Below are 19,952 nucleotides of genomic sequence, written 5' to 3' on the forward strand. Positions count from 1 at the left end.
AAAAAACTTGACTGAAAAAAACCGGGCAATCAACCCCGATTGTATTATAAAATCTTTTATCGCATTGGATTATTCACCCTGAATAAATAAAAGTATTTACCGTTTATTATGCCTATCACATTAATATCGACAAGACTTGAACAGGTACTTGTCATCGTATTATTCCCGTGCTGGATTCCCAGTAGTTCTGCACCATTTTGTTCATAGCATCCTGTCTGCTGTGTACGGAAGACCCGTCGCAATATCCAGACTCGCAATCGGAACAGCTGTACTGATTCGTATCTGCCCAAGAACAGCGTTACCGAATACAGATGCCAACACGACCGTTAAAGTTGTCCTTATTGTTTAATGTACCAGTTAAAAAGTTTTCATGCTTTTTTTGTATAAAAAGTGAGGAGATATTTTATACCGCCTGGTAATTTTTAGTTTTAATATTTAGATTTTGGAGCGCTGTTCTGCTTTAATGGGAATAAGTAGATTAAAAAATGAGTGACAAAATGCAGTATTCTCATTCCCATAAAGCTGGCGCAAAGATATAGATGTGAAAGCCTTAGATAAAACAATAGGTTGTCTGTTTTCGCGAAAATGAAAAGACACAATTCATAAAAAGAGTCTGATTCTTAATTGTTTTCACGAATATGAACATTTTTATCTGACTGATTTTCAGCATCCAGATATTTTATATAAGACGATGGAGAAAAATCAGTTACCGCTTTAAATACAGACGCAAATTTACTGTGTGAAGAAAAGCCGCATTCATCTGCGAGGATACTGATCTTATACTGTCTGTACTTTTCATCATTGATCAATTTATCAACGATATAGTTAATTCTCAGACGGTTGACATAGGTTTTCACATCCGCATTCTTATGCTGATTGATCACATAAGAAAGATACTTCGTATTCGTATTGAGTTCAGCTGCCAGAAATGACAACGACATATTCTTGTTATTATACAGGTCCCCTTTTTCAAATTCTTCAAGAAGTTCAAGTAGTTTTGTCTCTGTTTCGGAGGTCATCAGGGACTCATTTCTTCTTTTGTCAGATCCTCCCACCCGATCATCCACTTCTTCCACAGAAATATTGGAAAAATCGGAATTTTCCACTTTTAATGGAGTAGATTCACTGCGGGAACGGATCATTTGAAGCTGAGTTCTTATAATATTCCTGAATTTTGAACGTTGTTTTTTCTGTTTGGTTTTAAAAAAAAAGATGATTCCAATCAGGGTAAGAAGCAATACTATAATCGCTGCGTTTTTTACAATGCTGATCTGTGCACTTTTTTTATTGGGTTTGCCTAAATTTTCGGGACCTTTAATAGCAACTTCCCGACTTCGTGCCGTAAGGCTGTCGAAAGCCCGTACATATTTTACGGCATATAGCGAGGCTTTGACATTGTCTCCCGTCCCTTCATAATAATCATTGATATTGGAATAAACTGCTTTTTTGAGCTTAAGACTTCTGGAACTGTCTGCTATATTTTCAGCTTTTTTAAGGTAGTTTTCTGCATCTTTCCAATTTTTCTGTTTCAGACGTATCCCTCCGATTCCGTTATACACCAGCCCGAGAATGCAGCATTTACTTTTCAGCATCGATTCTGCTTTCCGGTAACAGTTTTCAGAGAGCACATAATCTTTAAGCCTAAAATAAACATCTCCAAGAATCTGATAAGAGGCTGCCACTGCCCTTTCATTACCCTGTATATTATCTTTCGCAAAGGAGTTTAATGAAGTTTCAATGTATTTCACGGCACGGGAATAGCTTCCCTGCTCCATTTCATAATACGCCATTTCCTGGTTCAGAAGCCCCAGTAATTCACCTCTTTGCTGAGTATCCTTTATGCGTTGGCCCATTTCCAGACCCTGCAGGGTGTATTTTTTTGATCTTTCGTGAAGCCCGACCAAGCGGTATTCTTTAGCCAAAAATTCATTCACACGCGAAGACCATTCCGCATCATCGATCTGATTTAAAAGTGAGTGGGCATTTTCGCCGTAACATATAGATTTTTTGAATTCCCCGGCGTAATGATACACTTCGGCAGAAAGCAGGAGGCTTTTCACCTTATCCAAAGGCTTTTGTGCAGCCATGTATAAAGAATCTGCAGTTTTCAGGGCCTTCGGAATATCCTTTTGCACCATCTGAACAGACGTTCTTTCACAGATCTGGTCAAAACCGTATTTTTTCTGTGCCCAGATGGGGACAGCAGTGATGAACAAAAACAAAAGTTTTAGCAGACTTTTAGGCATAAAAAAATAAATTATTATTTGGATTTTATAATAATTCATCATTTTCATGGGTGTCTTTTTGTTTTTACAAAGCTACTAATATTTTATTTTTTATTAAAATATTCTTCTATTATTTAATTTTTTTAACTAAAAAGAAGAATATTATTTAATTTAATAACACACCGTTAACAATCTTCACATTAAATAGAATTATTATCTATTAAAAATAAAATTCCTCGTAACTATTTTCAGTTTACAGCTACTTATATAATCGCATAATTATTACATTTGTAATCAATAAAAAGTTTTATGAAAAAATTAGCAATATTTTCTTCTTTATTTATAGCAGCACTGGCATTCGCACAGGGTATTAAATTTGAAGACAGCAATTTCGCTGCTATTCTGGCGAAGGCAAAAAAAGAAAACAAACTTGTATTTGTGGACGCATACACGACCTGGTGCGGACCGTGTAAACTGATGTCAAAGAATATTTTTCCGCTTCAGGCTGTTGGAGATTTTTACAATTCCCACTTCGTGAATGCTAAGATAGACATGGAAAAAGGTGAAGGAATAGGTATTGCCAAAAAATACAATGTAAAAGCATTCCCTACTTATCTTTTCATCAACGGTGACGGAGAAGAGATACACAGAACACTGGGATATGTGGAGGAAAAAGACTTTATCCAGTTTGCAAAGGATGCTGAAGATCCGAACAAAAGACTTACTGCATTAAAAAAGAAGTTTGAAAACGGAGAAAAAGATCCTGAATTTCTAAAAAACCTGGCCGGACTGACGATCTACAACGATTCTGAACTGGCTGGAAAGGTACTGGACCGTTACTTCCAACAGAAAACGACACTTGATAAAGAAGATGTGCAGCTACTCCTTTCAGGAATACAGAGTACGGAAAGTCCTTTATACAAGATCTACCAGAGCAAAAAAGCAGATATCATCGTTATTTTTCCGGAAGATAAGTATGAAAAATTTGACAAAAATATAAAGCTGAACACCGCTGTTAAAAAATCGTACAACGCAGATACAAAAACATGGAATGACAGCTATTTTCTGACGGAAACTCAAAAATTCATGACGAAAGAGGAATCTGAAAAGTTCCTGAAAAAAGTGAAAGCCAGCAGAGCGTTGAAGGACAAAGATATTCCTACTTATGAGAAATTAACGATAGAATTGTATAAGGATTATTCTGCTGCAAGTTCTGAAGAATTAAACTCTTTAGCCTGGAATTTCTTTGAAAATGTAAGCAGTAAAGCTTCTCTGGAAAAAGCACTAGCATGGGCTCAGGAATCTGTAAAAAAAGACGAAAACTACGCAAATACTGATACTTTAGCCAATCTTTACAACAAAATCGGGGATAAGAAAAATGCTAAGATCTGGGCTGAAAAGTCTGTCCAGCTTGCTAAAAGTACAGGACAGGATTCTACGGATACAGAAAAGTTATTGAAAAGCCTTTAAGCAATACATTATAACAAAAGAAAATCCGCAGAGCAAAGCTCTGCGGATTTTTTATGTTTAAAACCATCCATCAAATATCGATAGTGGTTTAATGATTTAGTCTTTTCCGTTAGTCCGATTAATACTGAAACAGAACGCTTCCCCATGTAAACCCACTTCCAAATGCTGAAAGCAGCACCAGGTCTCCTCTTTTGACCTTTCCTTCTTCAATAGCTTCACTTAAAGCGATTGGGATAGATGCAGCCGTTGTATTTCCGTATTTCTGAATATTATTATGGATCTTCTCATCGGGAAGTCCAAACTTCTGCTGTACAAACTGGGCAATTCTAAGATTGGCCTGGTGAGGAATGAACATATCAAGATCTTCGATGGTTTTTCCTGCCTTGTCCAAAGCTTCCTGCATGGTTTCAGGGAATCTGGTCACCGCATGCTTGAAGACAAAATTTCCGTTCATGATCGGATACACTTCCTTATCAGTTACATTTTCAGGTTCTTTTCTCATTCTGTCGCTCCATCCGAATTTAGAACCCGGGAACTGTGTACACAATTCGTCGGCATACTTCCCTTCAGAATGCATATTTACCGCTAAAATATCTCCCGCATTTTCATCTTCCGTTGCAGAAAGCACAATAGCTCCTGCCCCGTCTCCGAAGATCACAGAAACCCCTCTTCCCTCATCAGAAAAATCAAGTCCGAAAGAATGGATCTCTGCCCCTACTACCAGAATATTTTTATAGGTTCCGGATTTAATGAAAGCATTAGCAACACTTACTGCATATACAAATCCTGAGCATTGGTTTCTTACATCCAAAGCACCAATCGTATCACATCCCAGCATATCCTGAAGCAAAACGCCACAACCAGGGAAATAATAATCCGGCGAAAGGGTCGCAAAAACAATATAATCTATATCCTGAGCGGTCATTCCTGCTTTTTCAAGCGCTTTTTCAGAAGCTTTAAATCCTAAATAGGCAGTGGTTTCCTGAGAGTCGTTTCTGTTTTGTCTGTGTCTTCTTTCTTTGATGCCCGTTCTTTCCGTAATCCATTCGTCATTGGTGGTCATCAGTTTGGCTAAATCATCATTCGTAACAACATGATCCGGAACATGAAATCCTATTCCTTTTATTGTACTTTTAATCATATAGTTTTTTTAATTTTGGCAAAGATAAAATTATTTAACACATAGTTTTTCAAAATATTAGTATTTTTATTATATGCCAATCGACACGATATACAGAGATTCCCAATGTGAATGGGTAGATGTAGAGGCTCCCACTGCGGAAGACCTGAAATTTCTTCACGAAAGATACGAGATCAACAATCTTCTGCTGGAAGATACGATGGATCCGAACCACCTTCCGAAATACGAAGAAGATGGCAGTGTAAAATTCTTTCTCCTTCGCGAAAGCACCGAGCTGGAAAGAAAAAACCTCAATACCATAAGCGATATCAGTACGAAGATCGCCATCTTTCTGCTGGAAAATACCATCATCACCATCCACAGGATGAAAACGAAAAGTATTCTGGAGACGAAGAAACAGATTTCTGCCATCCAGACAGAAGTTCCCCCTTCAAAAATCGCTTTAATGATCGCACTTCTGATTATGAAGAGTTTCGATGATGAGTCTATCAGCCTGCTGGAAACAATGGACAATATCGAAAACGAGATTTTCCTCAAAAATACGAATCATACCAACCAGATCAGAAGATTGTATAAACTGAAAAGAAAATCCGGTCTGAACTCCCGCGTACTGACGATTTCAACCGATGCCGTGGACAAATTCAAACTTTTAAATCTTCAGGATTCCGAGATCGCTGATTTAAAGGATAAGCATAAAGATGTTGTCGCGGATTTTGATCACTTAAATATTCAGATTACCAACCTTATTTCGATGTTCCTTGCGCTTTCGGATCAGAAGGCGAACCAGGTCATGAAAGTTCTGGCCATTTATTCGGTGTATTTCTTACCGATCACTTTTATTGCCGGTCTTTATGGAATGAATTTCGAGAATATGCCTGAATTGCACCATAAATACGGATATTTTATCACCGTTGGTGTTATGGCTTTGGTTGTGATCTTCACCTTTATTTATGCAAGACGGAAACAGTGGTAAAATAAAGGGTGAAAACACTGGAATGGCAATAAGGATTTGTTATTAACTTTAAATTATATTTGAGATTGCTTCACCTAACGGTTCGCAATGGCATATGAGCTTTTGTTGGTTAATGCAAAGACAAAAATAAAGACCAAGTACAAATACCAAACACCCAATCACCCATGAAAACTGAAATCTTAAACCAAATTCTTGAGGAAAATGTACTTTCCCGGGAATCTAAAGATAAGCTCGCTGCCCTGCATGAGCATATTTCCACTAAGGAGTTTTCCGATCTGCTGGATGCACAGGGAAGCCAATATGTGGAGTTCGTTCAGGAAGGAGGCGGTGTCTGGGGAAGTGCTTTGGTGGGGTATCTTTATGGACTGGAAATTTTCGGTGTCCGGTTTTTAAAAGTGGCGGGAACCAGTGCAGGTGCGATCAACACGATGCTTATTGCGGCCTGCAAGACCAAAGAGGAAGCAAAAAGCGAAGTGATCAAGGAGATTCTCTTCAGCTGGAATTTTGCAGATTTCATGGACGGAAAGACTTATGTAAAAACCACCATTCATGCGATTCTGAACAATAAGGATTTCTTTAAGATCAATGCGATTATTTTAGCCGTCATTATGGTGATTCTCGTGATCATTCCTTTTGCATCCAGACCGGAAACAACGCTTAATGCCAAACTCCTTTTCCTGATTCCTTTAATTCCGGTGATTATCGCCTTTTTCTGTATTAAAAAGTTTTACAGTGATTTCAGGAAACAGAACAGCGGATTCAATCCCGGAAATACTTTTTTACAAACCATGCAAGGTGTTCTGGACGGCTTCGGGATCAAAACGGTAGCCGAGCTTAATGAAAAATTTATTCAGAAAGAACAGGCCCTCAATCTTAATTACCGTTACGGAAATACACAGGAATATTACATCATCGCTCTAAAAAGCATTGAAGCCATCAAGAATAAAAATCTGGAACATATCGATCAGACGCGCTACAGAATATTCTATGAAAGCGCCCTGAACAATGATTATTATAAAAACAATCCGTTTTACCAGCTTCGCTCGGAATATATCGTTATCAGTACGGATATCAATGCAAAGATTAAAGTAGAGCTTCCTACGATGGCCAATTTATACTGGTCTGAAGAAGAGCTGAAACATGTCAGTCCGGCTGAATTTGTAAGAGCTTCCATGTCTGTTCCGTTCTTTTTTGAGCCTTTCCAAAAACGTATCGATAAAGATGACAGCTCGGTGAAATACGCCTGGAAATTCTGGATGAATACAAAGCCTGAAGACATCTACCCTGCCGGACTTTTCATTGACGGCGGAAGTATTTCCAACTTCCCGATCGATATTTTTCATGCCAGCGATGTATTTTATCCGAGAATGCCGCTTTTCGGGGTGCAGCTTACCAGCGATTCGGATATTTTGTCTGAGAAGGGTAAAACGAGTGAAGAAATCCTCAAAACCCCTTTTTCTTACGCAGGAAATATCATCAGTACATTAAAAGGATTTAATGACAAATCTTTTTTAACCAAACATAGTTTTTACCGTCTTTACAGCATTCAGACCGTTAATTGCGGAACGAGCAGCTGGTTGAATTTCTTTATGAAAAGAGAAGAAAAAGAGGATCTTTTCAACAGAGGTTTTCAGGCCGCTCTGGATTTCCTGAATCAGTTCGATTGGGAAAAATACAAATATGAAAGAATGATGCTTTCGATGAAGGAGAAAAAGATTCTGAAGGAGAAGGATACACCGACGGTGGGGTAAGGAATTTTGAGTATTTTAGCTATTGTTACTAAGAAAAATGAAAAAAATAATTACTATTACCTTTTTAATCGCTTGTATGTTTTTATCTGCCCAGGAAAAGACAATAAAAGAATTCAAAAAGGACTTTGAAAATATCATAAATACAGAAATTACTGAAGACCAGCTCAATGTTTTATTTCGGGATTACCCACTTATTTTAACGCCACACAGTGATACTACTCAATTATTTTCTGCGTTACAAGGAAATCATCCGAACGATTATTCTATGTTGGCTTTTAAAGAAGATAACCTATATAGACAAAACATTGATCAACTACTCGGATCTGCCAACACAAACAAAAGAATTCTTGCTTATTTGCTGGTTGCATCAACTCAGGATCATTCAAAGGAACAAATCCTGTTGGAAAAAATTAAAACAGAAAACGATAAAGGGACTCTTCTCTGGTCCGGGATGGCTTTATTAAGTTTAAAGACAAACCGTACGGATGATCTGTTTGATTTTCTGGTGAAAAATGAAAATTTTGGTGATGCTCATATGCTTCCCATGTATTTTAAACTGAATAAAGATTCTTTAAGAAATACTGCTTATAAAAAGATAGACAGCCATGATGAAAAATCAAAGATATTAGCTGTACAGCTTTTATCGGTAACAGAAAATAATGCTAAAACAGAGCAGCTGGTAAAAAATGCAGTAAAAAGCTGGGATATTAACCTGAAAGGATATGCAATTTATACATTGGGGGAACTTCAGATGCCTGATCTTATAAGCCTTCTCCAACCTTTTCTCAATAACGAAAAAACAAGAAAAATTTCTTTGAGGGCTTTAGCTAACAGTCCTACAAAAGCAGACCGGGAATATTTAGTTTCACAGGTGAATAACAGTAAAAAATTTGATAAAGACATCATGGATGCCCTTTTCAATTCTAAAAACCCTGAAAATCTCAATTTCTGGTTAACTACAATACAAAACAAAGAAATACCCGAAGACCATTATTTTTCTGTCCATGATCAGCCTTTACTGGCAAGAGATGAAATGTTGGATCCTTTACAGACAGCCCTTCAGAATACAAAAGATAAAAATGTTTTAGCCGAACTGGTAAGAGCTTTACAAAACAGGTCTGATGACAAAAGTGTTCATTTAATGTTATCACTTTTGAAAAATCCGAGTTCAACGGTTCGGTACTGGACAGCCGAAACTATAAAAGAAAATCCTAATCCTCTGGTACAGTCTAAAGAAAATCAAAAACTGATAAAAAAAGGGTTGGAAGATGGTAATTCTGCTGATTAGCAATCGGGAGTAATCTATTTTAATTATAGTAATAGTTTGATACAAGATATATATTATATGAAATACATCTGTGAATGCTGCGGAGAAGAAAAAGAAGAGTGGCCGGCCATCGCTTATAATGCTCCTGTCTTTTACTACGATTTAAGCGAAAGAGAACTTGAAAATGCAGAATTGACATCAGATTTATGCATTATTGAAGATCTGGAATATACGCACCGTTTCATCCGTGCCGTCATGGTTCAGGAAGTAAAAGAAGACTGCCAGGACCTGGAATACGGAATCTGGGTTTCACTGAGTGAAAAAAGCTTTGATGAATATGTCGAAAACTATGATAATAAGGAATTTGAAGCAAAATATTTCGGATGGTTGTCCAATTATCTTCCGGATTATAATTTTGAAGAAAGTATTCCAACCACAGTTGTCGTCAATAACAATGTGGGACGTCCTTTTGTCTTTCCTCACCAAAGTCACGATCATCCTTTCGTTCATGATTTTTATAATGGGATTTCATTCGAGGAAGCTGAAAAAAGAATTAACAGAATTTTAAAACCTGAATAATGGCCAGCTGTTTTATTGTATTTAAAGACGGAAGATGTTTCTCCAGAAGATGGACAGGCTATGATTATATCATACGGATTGCAATTCAGGAACTGGCTTTTATCGAAAACGGGAAGCCGTTGGCAGAATGGCTGGAACTTCAGATCCCTCCCGAAGATGAAGACGAAGATAAAAGAGCAGAAAGCGGCTACGGCTTTTACAGCGCACGCACCAATGAATGGATCAACCGGCATCTGGATACAAGAAGTCTGACAGAGGAAAACCAAAAGCTGTTCTGGAAAGCTATTGAAAACGGAAGAATCAAGGTGCATGATCCGGAGCTACCGGATTACACCGATTTAAACCCTGAATATTTTGATTTGTTTTATGAGATGTACAGGCTTTCTGAGGATGGAGCTCCACCACTGGAATATTCACATTGGGGCATTGTAACGGAGTGTCATGAAAAAGACGGCCCGGGATGGGAGTAAAAACAATTGAATAAATTAATGATCTGAATATGAACTGGGTGATAAGAAGCACAAAAATTGTAGAATTTCACACGAATCTTCATGAAGTTTTAAAACCTATCTGGGAAAACCTTATTTATTATGATTGGATCTTGACAGATCTAGATTTCATGACAAATGATAAATTACCAATCACTTTTGATCAAGATTATTTTATTTTAAACAGAGAGGAGTTTAATATAATTTATCAATCCCGGACTCAAATAATTTGGGGAATTATTTCTGCTGTTCCTAAAATATGCAAATGGATCTTAACCTCATTTCAAATTTATCTGCAGAAGATGAAAATGTATGGAAACCAAATCAACATTTGATTAAAGAATCCTATCTCGAAATCACAGCATTTGACAGTGGATATACTATCGTTAAATTCAAAGATAAAAAGCTTTCAAATAAATTTAAAGCCTATTTCCAAGATCAAGCTATAGATTTAAATGAGTTTAACAAAAAATATATGCTTTGAAATTAAGATCAATTGGTAAATACTTTTTCCTTTGCGGAATAGTGATGCTTCCCCTTTCTGTCATCATGTTTTTAATTGGGGCAGGAATGTTTACTGCCAAAGGAAACTTTTCACCAATAGTCAGAAGCTTAGCGGAGTTTTGTTTTATTTTTTGGCTGCCTTTTTGGGCATTGGGAATTATTTTTTCACTGACTGGAATTATTATTTATTCAATCAAAAATAAATCAAAAGATTAAATTACAAACCTTCTAAAAACTTCAGATACATCGGTACACTGCTCTCAATCCATTCCTGTGAAGAATCATTTTCAATTCCATAGTATACAAAAGGCTCTTTATAATCTCCTTTGATATAGTCAAAAGTCAGTTCGTAGGGACGGAAAAGCTCATTCATGGTATATTTGTACTTTCCGGACTCGCTGTAGCCTTCTTCATCTATTCCCGCAGTAACGGCCAGTGACATCTTTTTCCCTCCAACTTTGTAACCGCTCTTACTTCCATAGGCCCAGCCGTAAAGAAGCACCTCATCAAACCATTTTTTCAAAAGCGGCGGACTGCTGAACCAGTAAAACGGAAACTGAAAGACAATTTTGTCATAAGACTCCATAAGCTGCTGTTCCTTTGCTACATCAATCTTTTCATCCGGATAAGCTTCGTACAGGAAGTGAATGGTATATTTTTCAGGATATTTTTTTAATTCTTCCATCCATCTTTTATTGATCACCGATTTTTCAATATCGGGGTGAATGACTATTACTAATGTTTTCATTTTTCTGTTTGAATTTTCTTCAGCAAAAATAATATACGTAACTTACATATTAAATAGTAGTACCCAATTGTATGGTACTATAAAAAATGTAAGTAATGACTAAAATAAAGGAAACATCGACCAATTTTGCCAATAAAAAAGCCCTATCTGATGAGTGTCCGGAGATCTATGCTTCCAATACCATCGGCGGCCAGTGGGCGCTTGCCATCTGCTGCTACCTTATCAATGGAAAACTGAGATTCGGAGAGCTCAGAAAAAAGCTGAACAATATCACAGAACGTATGCTCACGCTACAACTCCGCAGACTTGAAGAGGATAAAATCATCACCAGAACCGTCTATGCTGAAGTTCCGCCCCGCGTGGAATATGAGCTAACAGAGATCGGATACAAGCTAAAACCTATCATCCTGGAATTTGAAAAATGGGGTAAAGAGCATAAGGAGATTATGCGTGATAAAGAGGTCAATTCTGAGCCACAAAAGGTATAAAAAGCGCTGAATTTAAGTTTGGGCTAAAGCCAATTGATTTTATTTTATTCATTGAACGGGCTAAAGCCCGTTCCTATTGATGAAACAAGCTACCAATAGAATTTCACATTATTCAAAAACCTGTCATTTACATACTACAAAGCAAATCACGTTCATGCATAAAACTTTAATATTCCTTTTTTTGTTTTTAAGTTCTGATGTTTTATTTTCACAGAATGTCAATAAGTATGACAAAATTTTAAACATAGAAAACCTGCCATTCAACAATCATGAAGTAAGAATTTACAGGAAACATGCTATTTCTACAGGATTAGATATGTTCAGACTGTATCAGGATCATAACAATTGGGTTGGAGAATGGTATGAAACCGTAGCCACTCAAAATCAGAAAGTACAGGTCAAAAAATCTAGTTTACATCTTTCAAACAACCCAGAGCTTGTTTGGGTAAAAATTATTGACACCGATATTTTACATCTTCCTCATTGGGAAAGTATTCAGTATAAATTAGAAAAGAAAAATAAAGAATATTTTACGGAAGATGGCGAGAATATGGTTTCAAGATCTAAGTCTGTTGTAGTGGATGGGGTTTCTTATTATGTGAAAATAAAATCAGATAAAACGGAAAACGAATTTGAGTACTATAATCCAGAATCCTATTTAAAAATTTACCCTAATGTTGATGAGTTAATTTCCTTTAAAGAATTATTGGATGTATTAAGAAGTGAATTCAAATTTTTCGATAAATAATATAAAAACAGATGGTTACATTAGATTTTTTAAAAGAGATTTTATCTGCTCATGCTTTGAGAAATAATCCCGGCGCCAATTATTTTTATGAATTTGATATCGTTGCATTTGATCATTCCATCAATGCTGTGGATTTCATGATAGCCCACTTTGCTTTAAAAGACAATAAGGAACTGACTGTACAACCCATAACTGAATCTGAACTCAAAAAAACAATACATAAGTGGTTTTTTGGACGTGAAAGGTCAAAGAATATCAATCCGGACGGGACAGAAAATTCAGAAAAAACAGAAAGCTTTTATCATTCCTTAAAATCGTTCACCAAAGAAAAGAGGATATTCCATTTTCAAAATGTTAATAAGGAAAGTTATGAATATCAGTTGGGTATAGATTATGACTACTTATACATTGAAGGCGAAGAAAAGAATTTTCTCATTTATTTTAGTGCACAGGATTAATAATTCGTAAATTTAAGGTATTGTAAAACTTAAAAACGACACTATGAAAAATCTGTTTTTTTTCCTCATTTTATCCCTCCCTTTACTCCTCGGAATCAATGTTAATGCACAGAAAATTTCTGATGGTCAGACTATAGAAGTCAACGGAATGAGCGTTACTTTTAATATTTTAAACAAAGAAAGTGTGGAAGCCGGCGGAAAACCCTACGACCGCTATAAGGTTTCAGCGACTGTAAAAAACGCCTCAGACAAAGGATACAATATAAGACTGACTTCTTACCCTCAGATCGTGAGCAACATCGGACTTGTAGAACTCGACTGCATCAATGCAACCGGTGCTAAGCTGACCTCCAAAAAAATCGAACTGAAAATGAAAGCCCAAATGATCAACGTCTCTTATTCCGCTTACGATAAATCCGGAAAATTCGTGACTAATATGATTCCTGTCATAGGAAGTTATTATTTTGATCCGGGAGATGCCATCAGTGATAATGCTATTTTCATTGTTCCACAGGGTGAGAAACCGGATGTTTCGGTGAGAAATTTGAGATGATTTGTTGATGTGATAATGCGATGATTTGATGATTTGATGATTAAAAAAATACCATCTTTACTCAAACTCTCCCACACTAAAACCCTCAAACTCTCAAACACAAATCTACTCCATCCAAAGCGGCTTCTGTTCCAGCACAGTCTTATAAACAGGGCACGTTTCTGCGTGGGCTCCTTTCAGATATCCCGTGCTCATTAAAAACTCATTCACGATTTCTCCACCGGTGAATTTAAAAGTCTTTTTGAACAGCTTCATCCATTCCTGAAGCGTTTTCGGGTGATGGTGTTCCAGCCACTTTTCAAAAGATCCGAATTCCTTTTGCAATTGTATAATGGTTTTTGCGTTTTCAATGGCTGCATTTATTTTCAGGCGGTTTCTGATGATTCCGCTGTCGTTCATGAGTCTTTCTCTGTCCTCTTCCGTATAGGCAGCGATCGTTTGGATATTGAAATTGTTGTATGCTTTTCTGAAACTTTCTTCTTTCTTTAAAACGGTTTCCCAGCTCAGTCCTGCCTGATTTATTTCCAGGATCAGCCTTCCGAACAGTTCATTGTCATCATGGATCGGAAATCCGTAATAATGATCGTGGTAGTTTTTATGCAGTTCTTTTCTGCTTTCGGGCTGCATTCCTTCTATGGCTAAACAATAACTCATTAAAATAATTTTTCTGTTTTGGTTAAAAATTCGTCTAAAGCTTCTTTAATATCAATTCCTGTGCGATCGGCCAGAACAATCAGCCACCAGATATTTTCGCCCAATTTATGCTTTAATTCGGCATCGGAATCTTTTTTAAGCCATCTTTTCTGGTGAGACATGATATCTCTGCCCACCAATCCTGCATCGGTAAGATAAGCCAGAGTATCCTCTTCCAAAGTCCATTCTGTACCGTGGTGTTGGCGTTCCAGTTCATGATAGTTTTCTCTGATGTTAAGGGAGCGTTTAATGATTTCTTCTAGATTATTTTGATCCATTATTTTTGCTTTAACTGGTTCTGACTCATTCGAACGATAAAGATAAGACAGGATAGTGACAACTGTTAGTCAGCAGCACTTTTATTTTTAAATTTTATGAGTTCGCATTCTAAAAAACATTATACATTTGAAAATTCAAAAACAATCTATGAAATCTTTTCTGTCTTTTCTTTTTGCCCTCGTTTATTTTTGTTTTAATGCTCAACAAATCTATTCTAAAGCTTATGGTAGCCCAAATGATACAACTGTTATTTTCATCCACGGCGGCCCCAGCGGAAATGCTACCCTGTTTGAAGGAACTACTGCACAAAAGCTTGCAGACAAAGGATTTTATGTGATTGTTTATGACAGACGCGGCGAAGGGAGATCTAAAGATGACCATGCAACCATGACTTTTAAAGAAAGCTTTGAAGATCTCAACCAGATCTATGCGACTTACCATCTTAAAAAAGCAAATATCCTTGCCCACAGCTTTGGAGGAATTATCGGTACCCTTTTCACCAAACAGTTTCCTGAAAAAGTAAGGTCACTGACATTGGCAGGTGCTTTATTTTCCCAGCAGGAAACTTATGATCATATTTTAAAACAGGCCAAAGAAAAATTTAAAAATGATCCTTCCCTGCTTCAGGAAATTGCGGAGATTGAAAATTTAAGCAAAAACTCCGCAGCTTATAGAAAAAGATGCTATGAAATTGCCAGCAAAATGAATTTCTTCACCATGCCCTCCCCGACTCCGGAAAGTAAGCAATTGAGACAGGAATATGAAGCCGGTGAATTTTACACCACCAATTTCAGAAATCAGGAATCACCACTGAAGTTCTATAAAAATGAATCCCAGAACAACCTTGATAATACATCTGTTCTGAACGAAATTAAAAAAAGCGGAATTCCAATTTTCGCCGTTTATGGGAAAAACGATGGAATATTTTCTACGAAACAGCTCAATGACATTAAAACCATCGTTGGCAAAAATCATTTTAAAGCCATCGATAACTGTTCCCACTATCTCTTTGTTGATCAGCAGGATGAATTTTTACAATTCATGGGTGAAAATCTAAAATAAAATGTAGTTTTGTAAACATGCGAACCACAGGCACTCCTATGAAAAACTATAAAGCACTCATCATGATGCTTATATTGGTGTTTTCATTATCGCCATGCTCCGTAAAAAGAGATCTTCTGAGTATTTTTGACATTCAGTATATCAGTGGTTTAAACAAAGTAAAAATTACAGATTCCGTTCAATCCTATGCCTGTGACAGTGTAACGGAACGTTCTTCAAGCCAAGTTTCTGCTTCAAAAAGCATCTTAAAATCTAAGGAACACAAGTACTTTACAGATACCGTTCCATCTCCGGAAGAAGGGAAAATCCGTTTTCAAAACAAATATTCCGGAACAACTACCGGAAACAGCCCGCCGAAATATATCCTGTTTAAAAGGCTGAAATTACATGTGGTTTAGATTCTTATCTGAATCCAATTTTCTATAAACAGTCTTTTAATACAATACAATTTCAATGAAACATACTTCAGACAGCCGATCTTATGATCTGGCCGGACTTTATACTTTATCACTCCGTCTCGTGATCGGATGGACCTATTTTTCAGCGTTCTGGCGCAGACTCGTCCTCGAAAACAAACTTATTCCGGATGAAGCCGGATACATCGGTGAAAAATTCAATCATTTTCTGCCTAATGCCTTAGGAATAAAACCCCTTATAGAATATCTGGTTACTCATCCTGATGCCTTGCATACTTCCATGGTTACTTTTACCATTATTGAAGGCATTGTAGGTCTGTTCATTATTTTAGGCTTATTTACAAGATTAATGAGCATCGGAATTTTCGGTCTTGCCATGGGAATACTTCTCGGTTCCGGCTGGATCGGAACGACCTGTCTGGATGAATGGCAGATCGGTGTTTTAGGAATCGCGGGTGGGTTTGTTTTATTCCTTACCGGAAGCGGCTCTTTCTCACTGGATCATTATTTCATTAAAAAGAATAAGGCATTCACTCACAAAAAATGGTTTCTGTGGCTGGGCTCAGGTGTGCTTCCTTTATCGAAACCGAAAACGCTTGTCCTGGCGGGATCTGTTTTTATTTTCGGACTCACGCTGTATACCAACCAATATTTCCATGGCGGAGTTTGGGGAACGCTTCATAATAAATCGGTAAAACCTAAGATCGAAATTTCCAACGTTTCCCTGACTGCTTCGGAGGTGACGTTTGAAGTGTACAGAACGCAAGGGGCCGATGTGTACGGTTCTTTTCTGATCGGAATTCAGCTTCTGGATAAAAACGGAACTGTTTTAAAGGCATTAGACCTCAAGGATCTCTCAAAGTTTCCTAAAGAACATATTAAAAATCATTATGTAGCGAAAGTAAAACCCGGGAAACACAGTCTGATTATTCCACTGGGCTCAAAGGCTGATCTGACGGTAAATATCAATGATATTTCTGTAAAACATGAAGAGATTCATACGGTAAAGCTGATTGATATCAGCGGAATTGAATGGACTGCGGACATAAAGTAAGAAACTTAAAATTGAACCATTAAGATTCTTTAAGTTATTAAGAATATTAAGTTTAAATGCTTCGGCTACGCTCAACATGACAACGTTTAAAAATCAGTCAGTATTAGAAATGTCATGCTGAGCATAAACAGAATGTTTACAACCGAAGTTCAAGAAGCATCTTCTTTCAATAAAAAATTCCATAAAAAAACCTCCGGAAATTCCGGAGGTTTTGTGTTGAGTATGATTTAGTGCATGGCTTCACTTAAATCTATTTTTTCTTTGCTTTTTCGTTCTTTTACGAGTAAGATAAACGGAATACAAATTAAGAAGGCAATTCCTAAATAAAGGAAAACATCCATATAAGATAATACTGTTGCCTGTTTGGTGACCGTCATATCCATCATTTTATAAGCGGCGTTCATGGCTCCATCGGGAGTCATCCCTTTTGCCATAAAGCTTGCTTTTAAACCATTCAATCTCTGCTGGACATCAAAGTCATTGGAATCTAAATGAGAAATCAGATTCACCCTGTACTTCTGGCTGGCATTGGCTATAAATGTTGTGATAGCCGCGATCCCGAAAGATCCTCCCAACTGTCTCATCATCCCCGTAAATGCGGCTCCCTGACCAATTTCCTGACCTTTCAATGTACTTAATGATAATGAAGTGATCGGAATAAATAATAATCCTAATCCGGCTCCTCTTACCATCAACATCCAGAAGAATGCGTCTTTACCGGTGTCCGGCGTTAGAATTTTATACCCCCAGAAACTATAAACGAAAAAGGTAAATAATCCTAAAGATACCAGGATCTGCTGTTTTACCCCTTTTGAAAGTAACTTACCAATAATAGGCATCATGAAAGCGGTTGTTAATGCCGCAGGAATCATTAATGCTCCGGATTCTAAGGCTGTCCATCCGAGGATACTCTGAGTATATAAAGGAACAATAAACGTAGAACCATATAAACCAAATCCTAATACAAAGGACATCACGGTTCCAATCCTTAAATTACTGTTTTTCAAAACTCTTAGCTCTACAATCGGATACTTGAAAGTAAGCTCTCTCCAGAGGAATAATATAAATCCTAAAACTGCTGATACTGTAAATAATACAATCCATTCACTCGCAAACCAGTCTTCTTCATGTCCTCTTTCCAAGATATACTGTAATGAACCTACTGTAACTGCCAGTAAAGCGATTCCTAACCAGTCTACATCTGAAGCTTTACGTTTCTCGGCATATTTCGGACTCTTTATAAACTGTAAGGTCATTAAAGTGGCCGCAATCCCAATAGGAATATTAATATAGAAAATATATGGCCAGCTGAAATTATCTACAATATATCCTCCCAATGGCGGGCCCAATGTAGGACCGATAATTACTCCCAAACCATAAATAGCCTGAGCCATACTTCTTTTTTCAACAGGGTACGATTCCGTAATGATGGTCTGTGAGGTTACCAGTAAGGCTCCTCCTCCAATCCCCTGACAGAGTCTGAAAAATACCAGTTCCCAGATATTATCTGCATTACCGCATAAAAAAGAGAATACGGTAAAAATGATAATAGAGGCTGCAAAGTAATTTCGTCGTCCGAACTGTTGGGAAAGCCAGCTTGTCATGGGTACGATAATCACGTTACCGATGGCATAAGCCGTAATCACCCAGCCCACTTCGGAAAGTGTAGAGCCCAGGTTACCCTTCATCTCGTTCAGAGCAACGTTCACAATCGTGGAATCCACAATTTCCAGCAAAGCACAAAGAATAGCTGTGATCGTAATGATCACTCTTCGGGCTCCGTATTCTACTAATGAATCTTGCATAGTTTTTTACGATGTAAAAAGGTGAATTGCCAATGGTAAATCAACTTCGTTTGTCAATTTTCAATCTCATGTTATCCTCAGCAATTGACTTGCATCAGCAAAATTGACAATTCACTTATTTCACAGTTTTAATATTATTTAAGCGAAACTTCTGCTTTCACGTTCATTCCCGTTCTTAGCTTTTTAGCAATATTCGGGTCCAGTTTTACGAAGTCTATCTTTACAGGAAGTCTTTGTACTACTTTCACGAAGTTACCACTCGCATTATCCGGAGGAAGAATAGAGAAGGTAGAACCTGTAGCCGGAGAGAATGAACTTACCACTCCGTCAAATTCTGTATCCGGGAAAGCATCGATCTCGATTTTCACTTTCTGACCTTCCACCATTTTATCCACCTGAGTTTCTTTAAAGTTGGCCACTACCCATTTCTGGTCGTTTTTCACTAAGCTGAACAACTGAGATCCCGCCTGTAAATACTGTCCTGCCTGGATTGGAACTTTTCCTACAAATCCGTCTTCCGGAGCAAGGATAATGGTGTAAGAAAGATTCAGTCTTGCGTTTTCCACATCTACTTCTCTCTGCTTGGCCACTGAACCTGCCACGCTGATCTGCTGAGAACTTGCAGCAGTCTGAGAAGACGCTACGTTCGTTTGCTGAGCGATCTGATTTCTCTGATCTACCAAAACCTGCAACTGTCTGTCTGCAGACTGTTTTGCTGCCAAAGCCTGCTCATATTGCTGTTCCGTAATAGAATGGTCTTTTACCAGAACCGAATATCTTTTCAGATCCTGATTGGTTTTCCAAACGTTGACCTTCGCTGCTTCTATCTGAGCATTGGCGGTTGTTACAGCTGCTTCTGAAGTATTGATGCTTTTAGACGTTGCTGTTGTCGTAGCCTGTGCGTTTGAAATATTGCTTTTTGCAGTCGTTAATGCTGCTTCAGCCTGTACCAAAGCCATTTTCTGATCTCTGTTGTCCAGGATCACCAAAGTATCTCCTTTCTTTACAAACTGATTATCTTTTACTTTTACCTGCGTCACATAGCCTGAAACTTTAGAAATGACAGGGCTCATGTTGGAAGCAATCTGGGCATCATCCGTTTCTTCGTGAATTTGTCCGTAAGAATATGTTCTGTACCCGTAAATCCCTCCTACCACAACGACAACCGCTAAAATGATCGGGAAAACTAAACTTTTTTTCTTTTTAGGTTCAATTACTGGTGTATTATTATTTTCCATTTTTGGTCTTAA

General features: G+C 37.5%; 21 protein-coding genes. 14 read left to right on the forward strand and 7 right to left on the reverse strand.

Translation table 11 applies throughout. From position 1 onward, the window contains the following. Positions 1 to 620: 620 nt before the first annotated feature. Complete coding sequence (locus LC419_RS02180) at positions 621 to 2,246, reverse strand: AraC family transcriptional regulator (RefSeq protein WP_223605809.1); 1,626 nt, start codon at positions 2,244 to 2,246, stop codon at positions 621 to 623. 288 nt (positions 2,247 to 2,534) lie between these two features. On the opposite strand from LC419_RS02180, the gene LC419_RS02185 reads away from it, so the two are divergent. After that, positions 2,535 to 3,695: a thioredoxin family protein gene (locus tag LC419_RS02185; RefSeq protein WP_223605810.1), complete on the forward strand. Its 1,161-nt coding sequence runs from the start codon at positions 2,535 to 2,537 to the stop codon at positions 3,693 to 3,695. Between the two features lie 118 nt (positions 3,696 to 3,813). Here the strand turns inward: LC419_RS02185 and LC419_RS02190 are convergent, their stop codons facing one another. Next, entirely contained in the window at positions 3,814 to 4,836 is a 1,023-nt protein-coding gene (locus LC419_RS02190) for a 3-oxoacyl-ACP synthase III family protein (protein WP_223605811.1), read from the reverse strand. 73 nt (positions 4,837 to 4,909) lie between these two features. Here LC419_RS02190 and LC419_RS02195 point away from each other — a divergent pair, with 73 nt between their 5' ends. The 6 genes from LC419_RS02195 (at position 4,910) to LC419_RS02220 (ending at position 10,378) form a co-directional block, all read left to right on the forward strand. Further along, positions 4,910 to 5,809 (forward strand): CorA family divalent cation transporter, encoded by a 900-nt coding sequence (locus LC419_RS02195; protein WP_223605812.1) that lies wholly within the window; start codon positions 4,910 to 4,912, stop codon positions 5,807 to 5,809. Positions 5,810 to 5,973: 164 nt separating this feature from the next. Continuing rightward, positions 5,974 to 7,560 carry a patatin-like phospholipase family protein gene (locus tag LC419_RS02200; RefSeq protein WP_223605813.1) on the forward strand — a complete coding sequence of 529 codons (1,587 nt, stop codon included), beginning with the start codon at positions 5,974 to 5,976 and terminating at the stop codon, positions 7,558 to 7,560. A 37-nt stretch (positions 7,561 to 7,597) separates the two neighbouring features. Further along, the gene (locus LC419_RS02205; RefSeq protein ID WP_223605814.1) at positions 7,598 to 8,848 is read left to right on the forward strand and encodes a HEAT repeat domain-containing protein; all 1,251 of its coding nucleotides are present in this window, start codon (positions 7,598 to 7,600) and stop codon (positions 8,846 to 8,848) included. Between the two features lie 57 nt (positions 8,849 to 8,905). After that, positions 8,906 to 9,406, forward strand: a complete 501-nt coding sequence (locus LC419_RS02210) for a DUF2199 domain-containing protein (protein WP_223605815.1) — start codon at positions 8,906 to 8,908, stop codon at positions 9,404 to 9,406. Next, positions 9,406 to 9,876 carry a hypothetical protein gene (locus LC419_RS02215; RefSeq protein WP_223605816.1) on the forward strand — a complete coding sequence of 157 codons (471 nt, stop codon included), beginning with the start codon at positions 9,406 to 9,408 and terminating at the stop codon, positions 9,874 to 9,876. The genes LC419_RS02210 and LC419_RS02215 overlap by 1 nt, the downstream gene beginning before the upstream one ends. A gap of 283 nt (positions 9,877 to 10,159) precedes the next feature. After that, on the forward strand, positions 10,160 to 10,378 hold the full coding sequence (locus LC419_RS02220) for a hypothetical protein (protein WP_223605817.1): 219 nt from the start codon (positions 10,160 to 10,162) through the stop codon (positions 10,376 to 10,378). Positions 10,379 to 10,615: 237 nt separating this feature from the next. Here the strand turns inward: LC419_RS02220 and LC419_RS02225 are convergent, their stop codons facing one another. Next, complete coding sequence (locus LC419_RS02225) at positions 10,616 to 11,146, reverse strand: NAD(P)H-dependent oxidoreductase (RefSeq protein ID WP_223605818.1); 531 nt, start codon at positions 11,144 to 11,146, stop codon at positions 10,616 to 10,618. Positions 11,147 to 11,241: 95 nt separating this feature from the next. Between LC419_RS02225 and LC419_RS02230 the strand changes: the two genes are divergently transcribed. The 4 genes from LC419_RS02230 (at position 11,242) to LC419_RS02245 (ending at position 13,393) form a co-directional block, all read left to right on the forward strand. Beyond that, positions 11,242 to 11,634: a helix-turn-helix domain-containing protein gene (locus LC419_RS02230; protein ID WP_223605819.1), complete on the forward strand. Its 393-nt coding sequence runs from the start codon at positions 11,242 to 11,244 to the stop codon at positions 11,632 to 11,634. A 154-nt stretch (positions 11,635 to 11,788) separates the two neighbouring features. Further along, positions 11,789 to 12,382, forward strand: coding sequence for a hypothetical protein (locus tag LC419_RS02235; RefSeq protein WP_223605820.1), 594 nt, complete (start codon positions 11,789 to 11,791; stop codon positions 12,380 to 12,382). An 11-nt stretch (positions 12,383 to 12,393) separates the two neighbouring features. Beyond that, a complete protein-coding gene (locus LC419_RS02240; protein WP_223605821.1) occupies positions 12,394 to 12,840 on the forward strand; it encodes a hypothetical protein in 447 nt (148 codons plus the stop codon). A gap of 43 nt (positions 12,841 to 12,883) precedes the next feature. Next, on the forward strand, positions 12,884 to 13,393 hold the full coding sequence (locus LC419_RS02245; RefSeq protein ID WP_223605822.1) for a hypothetical protein: 510 nt from the start codon (positions 12,884 to 12,886) through the stop codon (positions 13,391 to 13,393). A 105-nt stretch (positions 13,394 to 13,498) separates the two neighbouring features. Here the strand turns inward: LC419_RS02245 and LC419_RS02250 are convergent, their stop codons facing one another. Together LC419_RS02250 and LC419_RS02255 are read right to left on the reverse strand one after the other, a co-directional pair. Then, positions 13,499 to 14,047, reverse strand: coding sequence for a DNA-3-methyladenine glycosylase I (locus LC419_RS02250; RefSeq protein ID WP_223605823.1), 549 nt, complete (start codon positions 14,045 to 14,047; stop codon positions 13,499 to 13,501). Further along, the gene (locus LC419_RS02255) at positions 14,047 to 14,364 is read right to left on the reverse strand and encodes a MazG-like protein (RefSeq protein WP_223605824.1); all 318 of its coding nucleotides are present in this window, start codon (positions 14,362 to 14,364) and stop codon (positions 14,047 to 14,049) included. Before LC419_RS02255 ends, LC419_RS02250 begins: the two co-directional genes overlap by 1 nt. A 148-nt stretch (positions 14,365 to 14,512) precedes the next feature. Here LC419_RS02255 and LC419_RS02260 point away from each other — a divergent pair, with 148 nt between their 5' ends. The 3 genes from LC419_RS02260 to LC419_RS02270 are packed head-to-tail and all read left to right on the forward strand — an operon-like array spanning position 14,513 to position 16,897. After that, positions 14,513 to 15,427, forward strand: a complete 915-nt coding sequence (locus LC419_RS02260) for an alpha/beta fold hydrolase (RefSeq protein ID WP_223605825.1) — start codon at positions 14,513 to 14,515, stop codon at positions 15,425 to 15,427. 17 nt (positions 15,428 to 15,444) lie between these two features. Then, on the forward strand, positions 15,445 to 15,825 hold the full coding sequence (locus LC419_RS02265; protein ID WP_223605826.1) for a hypothetical protein: 381 nt from the start codon (positions 15,445 to 15,447) through the stop codon (positions 15,823 to 15,825). A 55-nt stretch (positions 15,826 to 15,880) separates the two neighbouring features. Continuing rightward, positions 15,881 to 16,897, forward strand: a complete 1,017-nt coding sequence (locus tag LC419_RS02270; RefSeq protein ID WP_223605827.1) for a TQO small subunit DoxD — start codon at positions 15,881 to 15,883, stop codon at positions 16,895 to 16,897. Between the two features lie 227 nt (positions 16,898 to 17,124). On the opposite strand, the gene LC419_RS02275 is transcribed toward LC419_RS02270, so the two are convergent. Both LC419_RS02275 and LC419_RS02280 read right to left on the reverse strand, forming a co-directional pair. Then, positions 17,125 to 18,702 carry a DHA2 family efflux MFS transporter permease subunit gene (locus tag LC419_RS02275; RefSeq protein ID WP_223605828.1) on the reverse strand — a complete coding sequence of 526 codons (1,578 nt, stop codon included), beginning with the start codon at positions 18,700 to 18,702 and terminating at the stop codon, positions 17,125 to 17,127. A 134-nt stretch (positions 18,703 to 18,836) separates the two neighbouring features. Beyond that, the gene (locus tag LC419_RS02280; protein ID WP_223605829.1) at positions 18,837 to 19,940 is read right to left on the reverse strand and encodes an HlyD family secretion protein; all 1,104 of its coding nucleotides are present in this window, start codon (positions 19,938 to 19,940) and stop codon (positions 18,837 to 18,839) included. Positions 19,941 to 19,952: the final 12 nt, after the last annotated feature.

Origin of the sequence: Chryseobacterium sp. OSA05B (assembly GCF_019970065.1) — a bacterium.
In the GTDB taxonomy this organism is placed as follows: Bacteria; Bacteroidota; Bacteroidia; order Flavobacteriales; family Weeksellaceae; genus Chryseobacterium.

Bases quoted from the DNA above. Each gene is read 5' to 3' on its own strand.
- LC419_RS02180 (WP_223605809.1), bottom strand. From the start codon at position 2,246: ATGCCTAAAAGTCTGCTAAAACTTTTGTTTTTGTTCATCACTGCTGTC.
- LC419_RS02185 (WP_223605810.1), top strand. From the start codon at position 2,535: ATGAAAAAATTAGCAATATTTTCTTCTTTATTTATAGCAGCACTGGCA.
- LC419_RS02190 (WP_223605811.1), bottom strand. From the start codon at position 4,836: ATGATTAAAAGTACAATAAAAGGAATAGGATTTCATGTTCCGGATCAT.
- LC419_RS02195 (WP_223605812.1), top strand. From the start codon at position 4,910: ATGCCAATCGACACGATATACAGAGATTCCCAATGTGAATGGGTAGAT.
- LC419_RS02200 (WP_223605813.1), top strand. From the start codon at position 5,974: ATGAAAACTGAAATCTTAAACCAAATTCTTGAGGAAAATGTACTTTCC.
- LC419_RS02205 (WP_223605814.1), top strand. From the start codon at position 7,598: ATGAAAAAAATAATTACTATTACCTTTTTAATCGCTTGTATGTTTTTA.
- LC419_RS02210 (WP_223605815.1), top strand. From the start codon at position 8,906: ATGAAATACATCTGTGAATGCTGCGGAGAAGAAAAAGAAGAGTGGCCG.
- LC419_RS02215 (WP_223605816.1), top strand. From the start codon at position 9,406: ATGGCCAGCTGTTTTATTGTATTTAAAGACGGAAGATGTTTCTCCAGA.
- LC419_RS02220 (WP_223605817.1), top strand. From the start codon at position 10,160: ATGGATCTTAACCTCATTTCAAATTTATCTGCAGAAGATGAAAATGTA.
- LC419_RS02225 (WP_223605818.1), bottom strand. From the start codon at position 11,146: ATGAAAACATTAGTAATAGTCATTCACCCCGATATTGAAAAATCGGTG.
- LC419_RS02230 (WP_223605819.1), top strand. From the start codon at position 11,242: ATGACTAAAATAAAGGAAACATCGACCAATTTTGCCAATAAAAAAGCC.
- LC419_RS02235 (WP_223605820.1), top strand. From the start codon at position 11,789: ATGCATAAAACTTTAATATTCCTTTTTTTGTTTTTAAGTTCTGATGTT.
- LC419_RS02240 (WP_223605821.1), top strand. From the start codon at position 12,394: ATGGTTACATTAGATTTTTTAAAAGAGATTTTATCTGCTCATGCTTTG.
- LC419_RS02245 (WP_223605822.1), top strand. From the start codon at position 12,884: ATGAAAAATCTGTTTTTTTTCCTCATTTTATCCCTCCCTTTACTCCTC.
- LC419_RS02250 (WP_223605823.1), bottom strand. From the start codon at position 14,047: ATGAGTTATTGTTTAGCCATAGAAGGAATGCAGCCCGAAAGCAGAAAA.
- LC419_RS02255 (WP_223605824.1), bottom strand. From the start codon at position 14,364: ATGGATCAAAATAATCTAGAAGAAATCATTAAACGCTCCCTTAACATC.
- LC419_RS02260 (WP_223605825.1), top strand. From the start codon at position 14,513: ATGAAATCTTTTCTGTCTTTTCTTTTTGCCCTCGTTTATTTTTGTTTT.
- LC419_RS02265 (WP_223605826.1), top strand. From the start codon at position 15,445: ATGCGAACCACAGGCACTCCTATGAAAAACTATAAAGCACTCATCATG.
- LC419_RS02270 (WP_223605827.1), top strand. From the start codon at position 15,881: ATGAAACATACTTCAGACAGCCGATCTTATGATCTGGCCGGACTTTAT.
- LC419_RS02275 (WP_223605828.1), bottom strand. From the start codon at position 18,702: ATGCAAGATTCATTAGTAGAATACGGAGCCCGAAGAGTGATCATTACG.
- LC419_RS02280 (WP_223605829.1), bottom strand. From the start codon at position 19,940: ATGGAAAATAATAATACACCAGTAATTGAACCTAAAAAGAAAAAAAGT.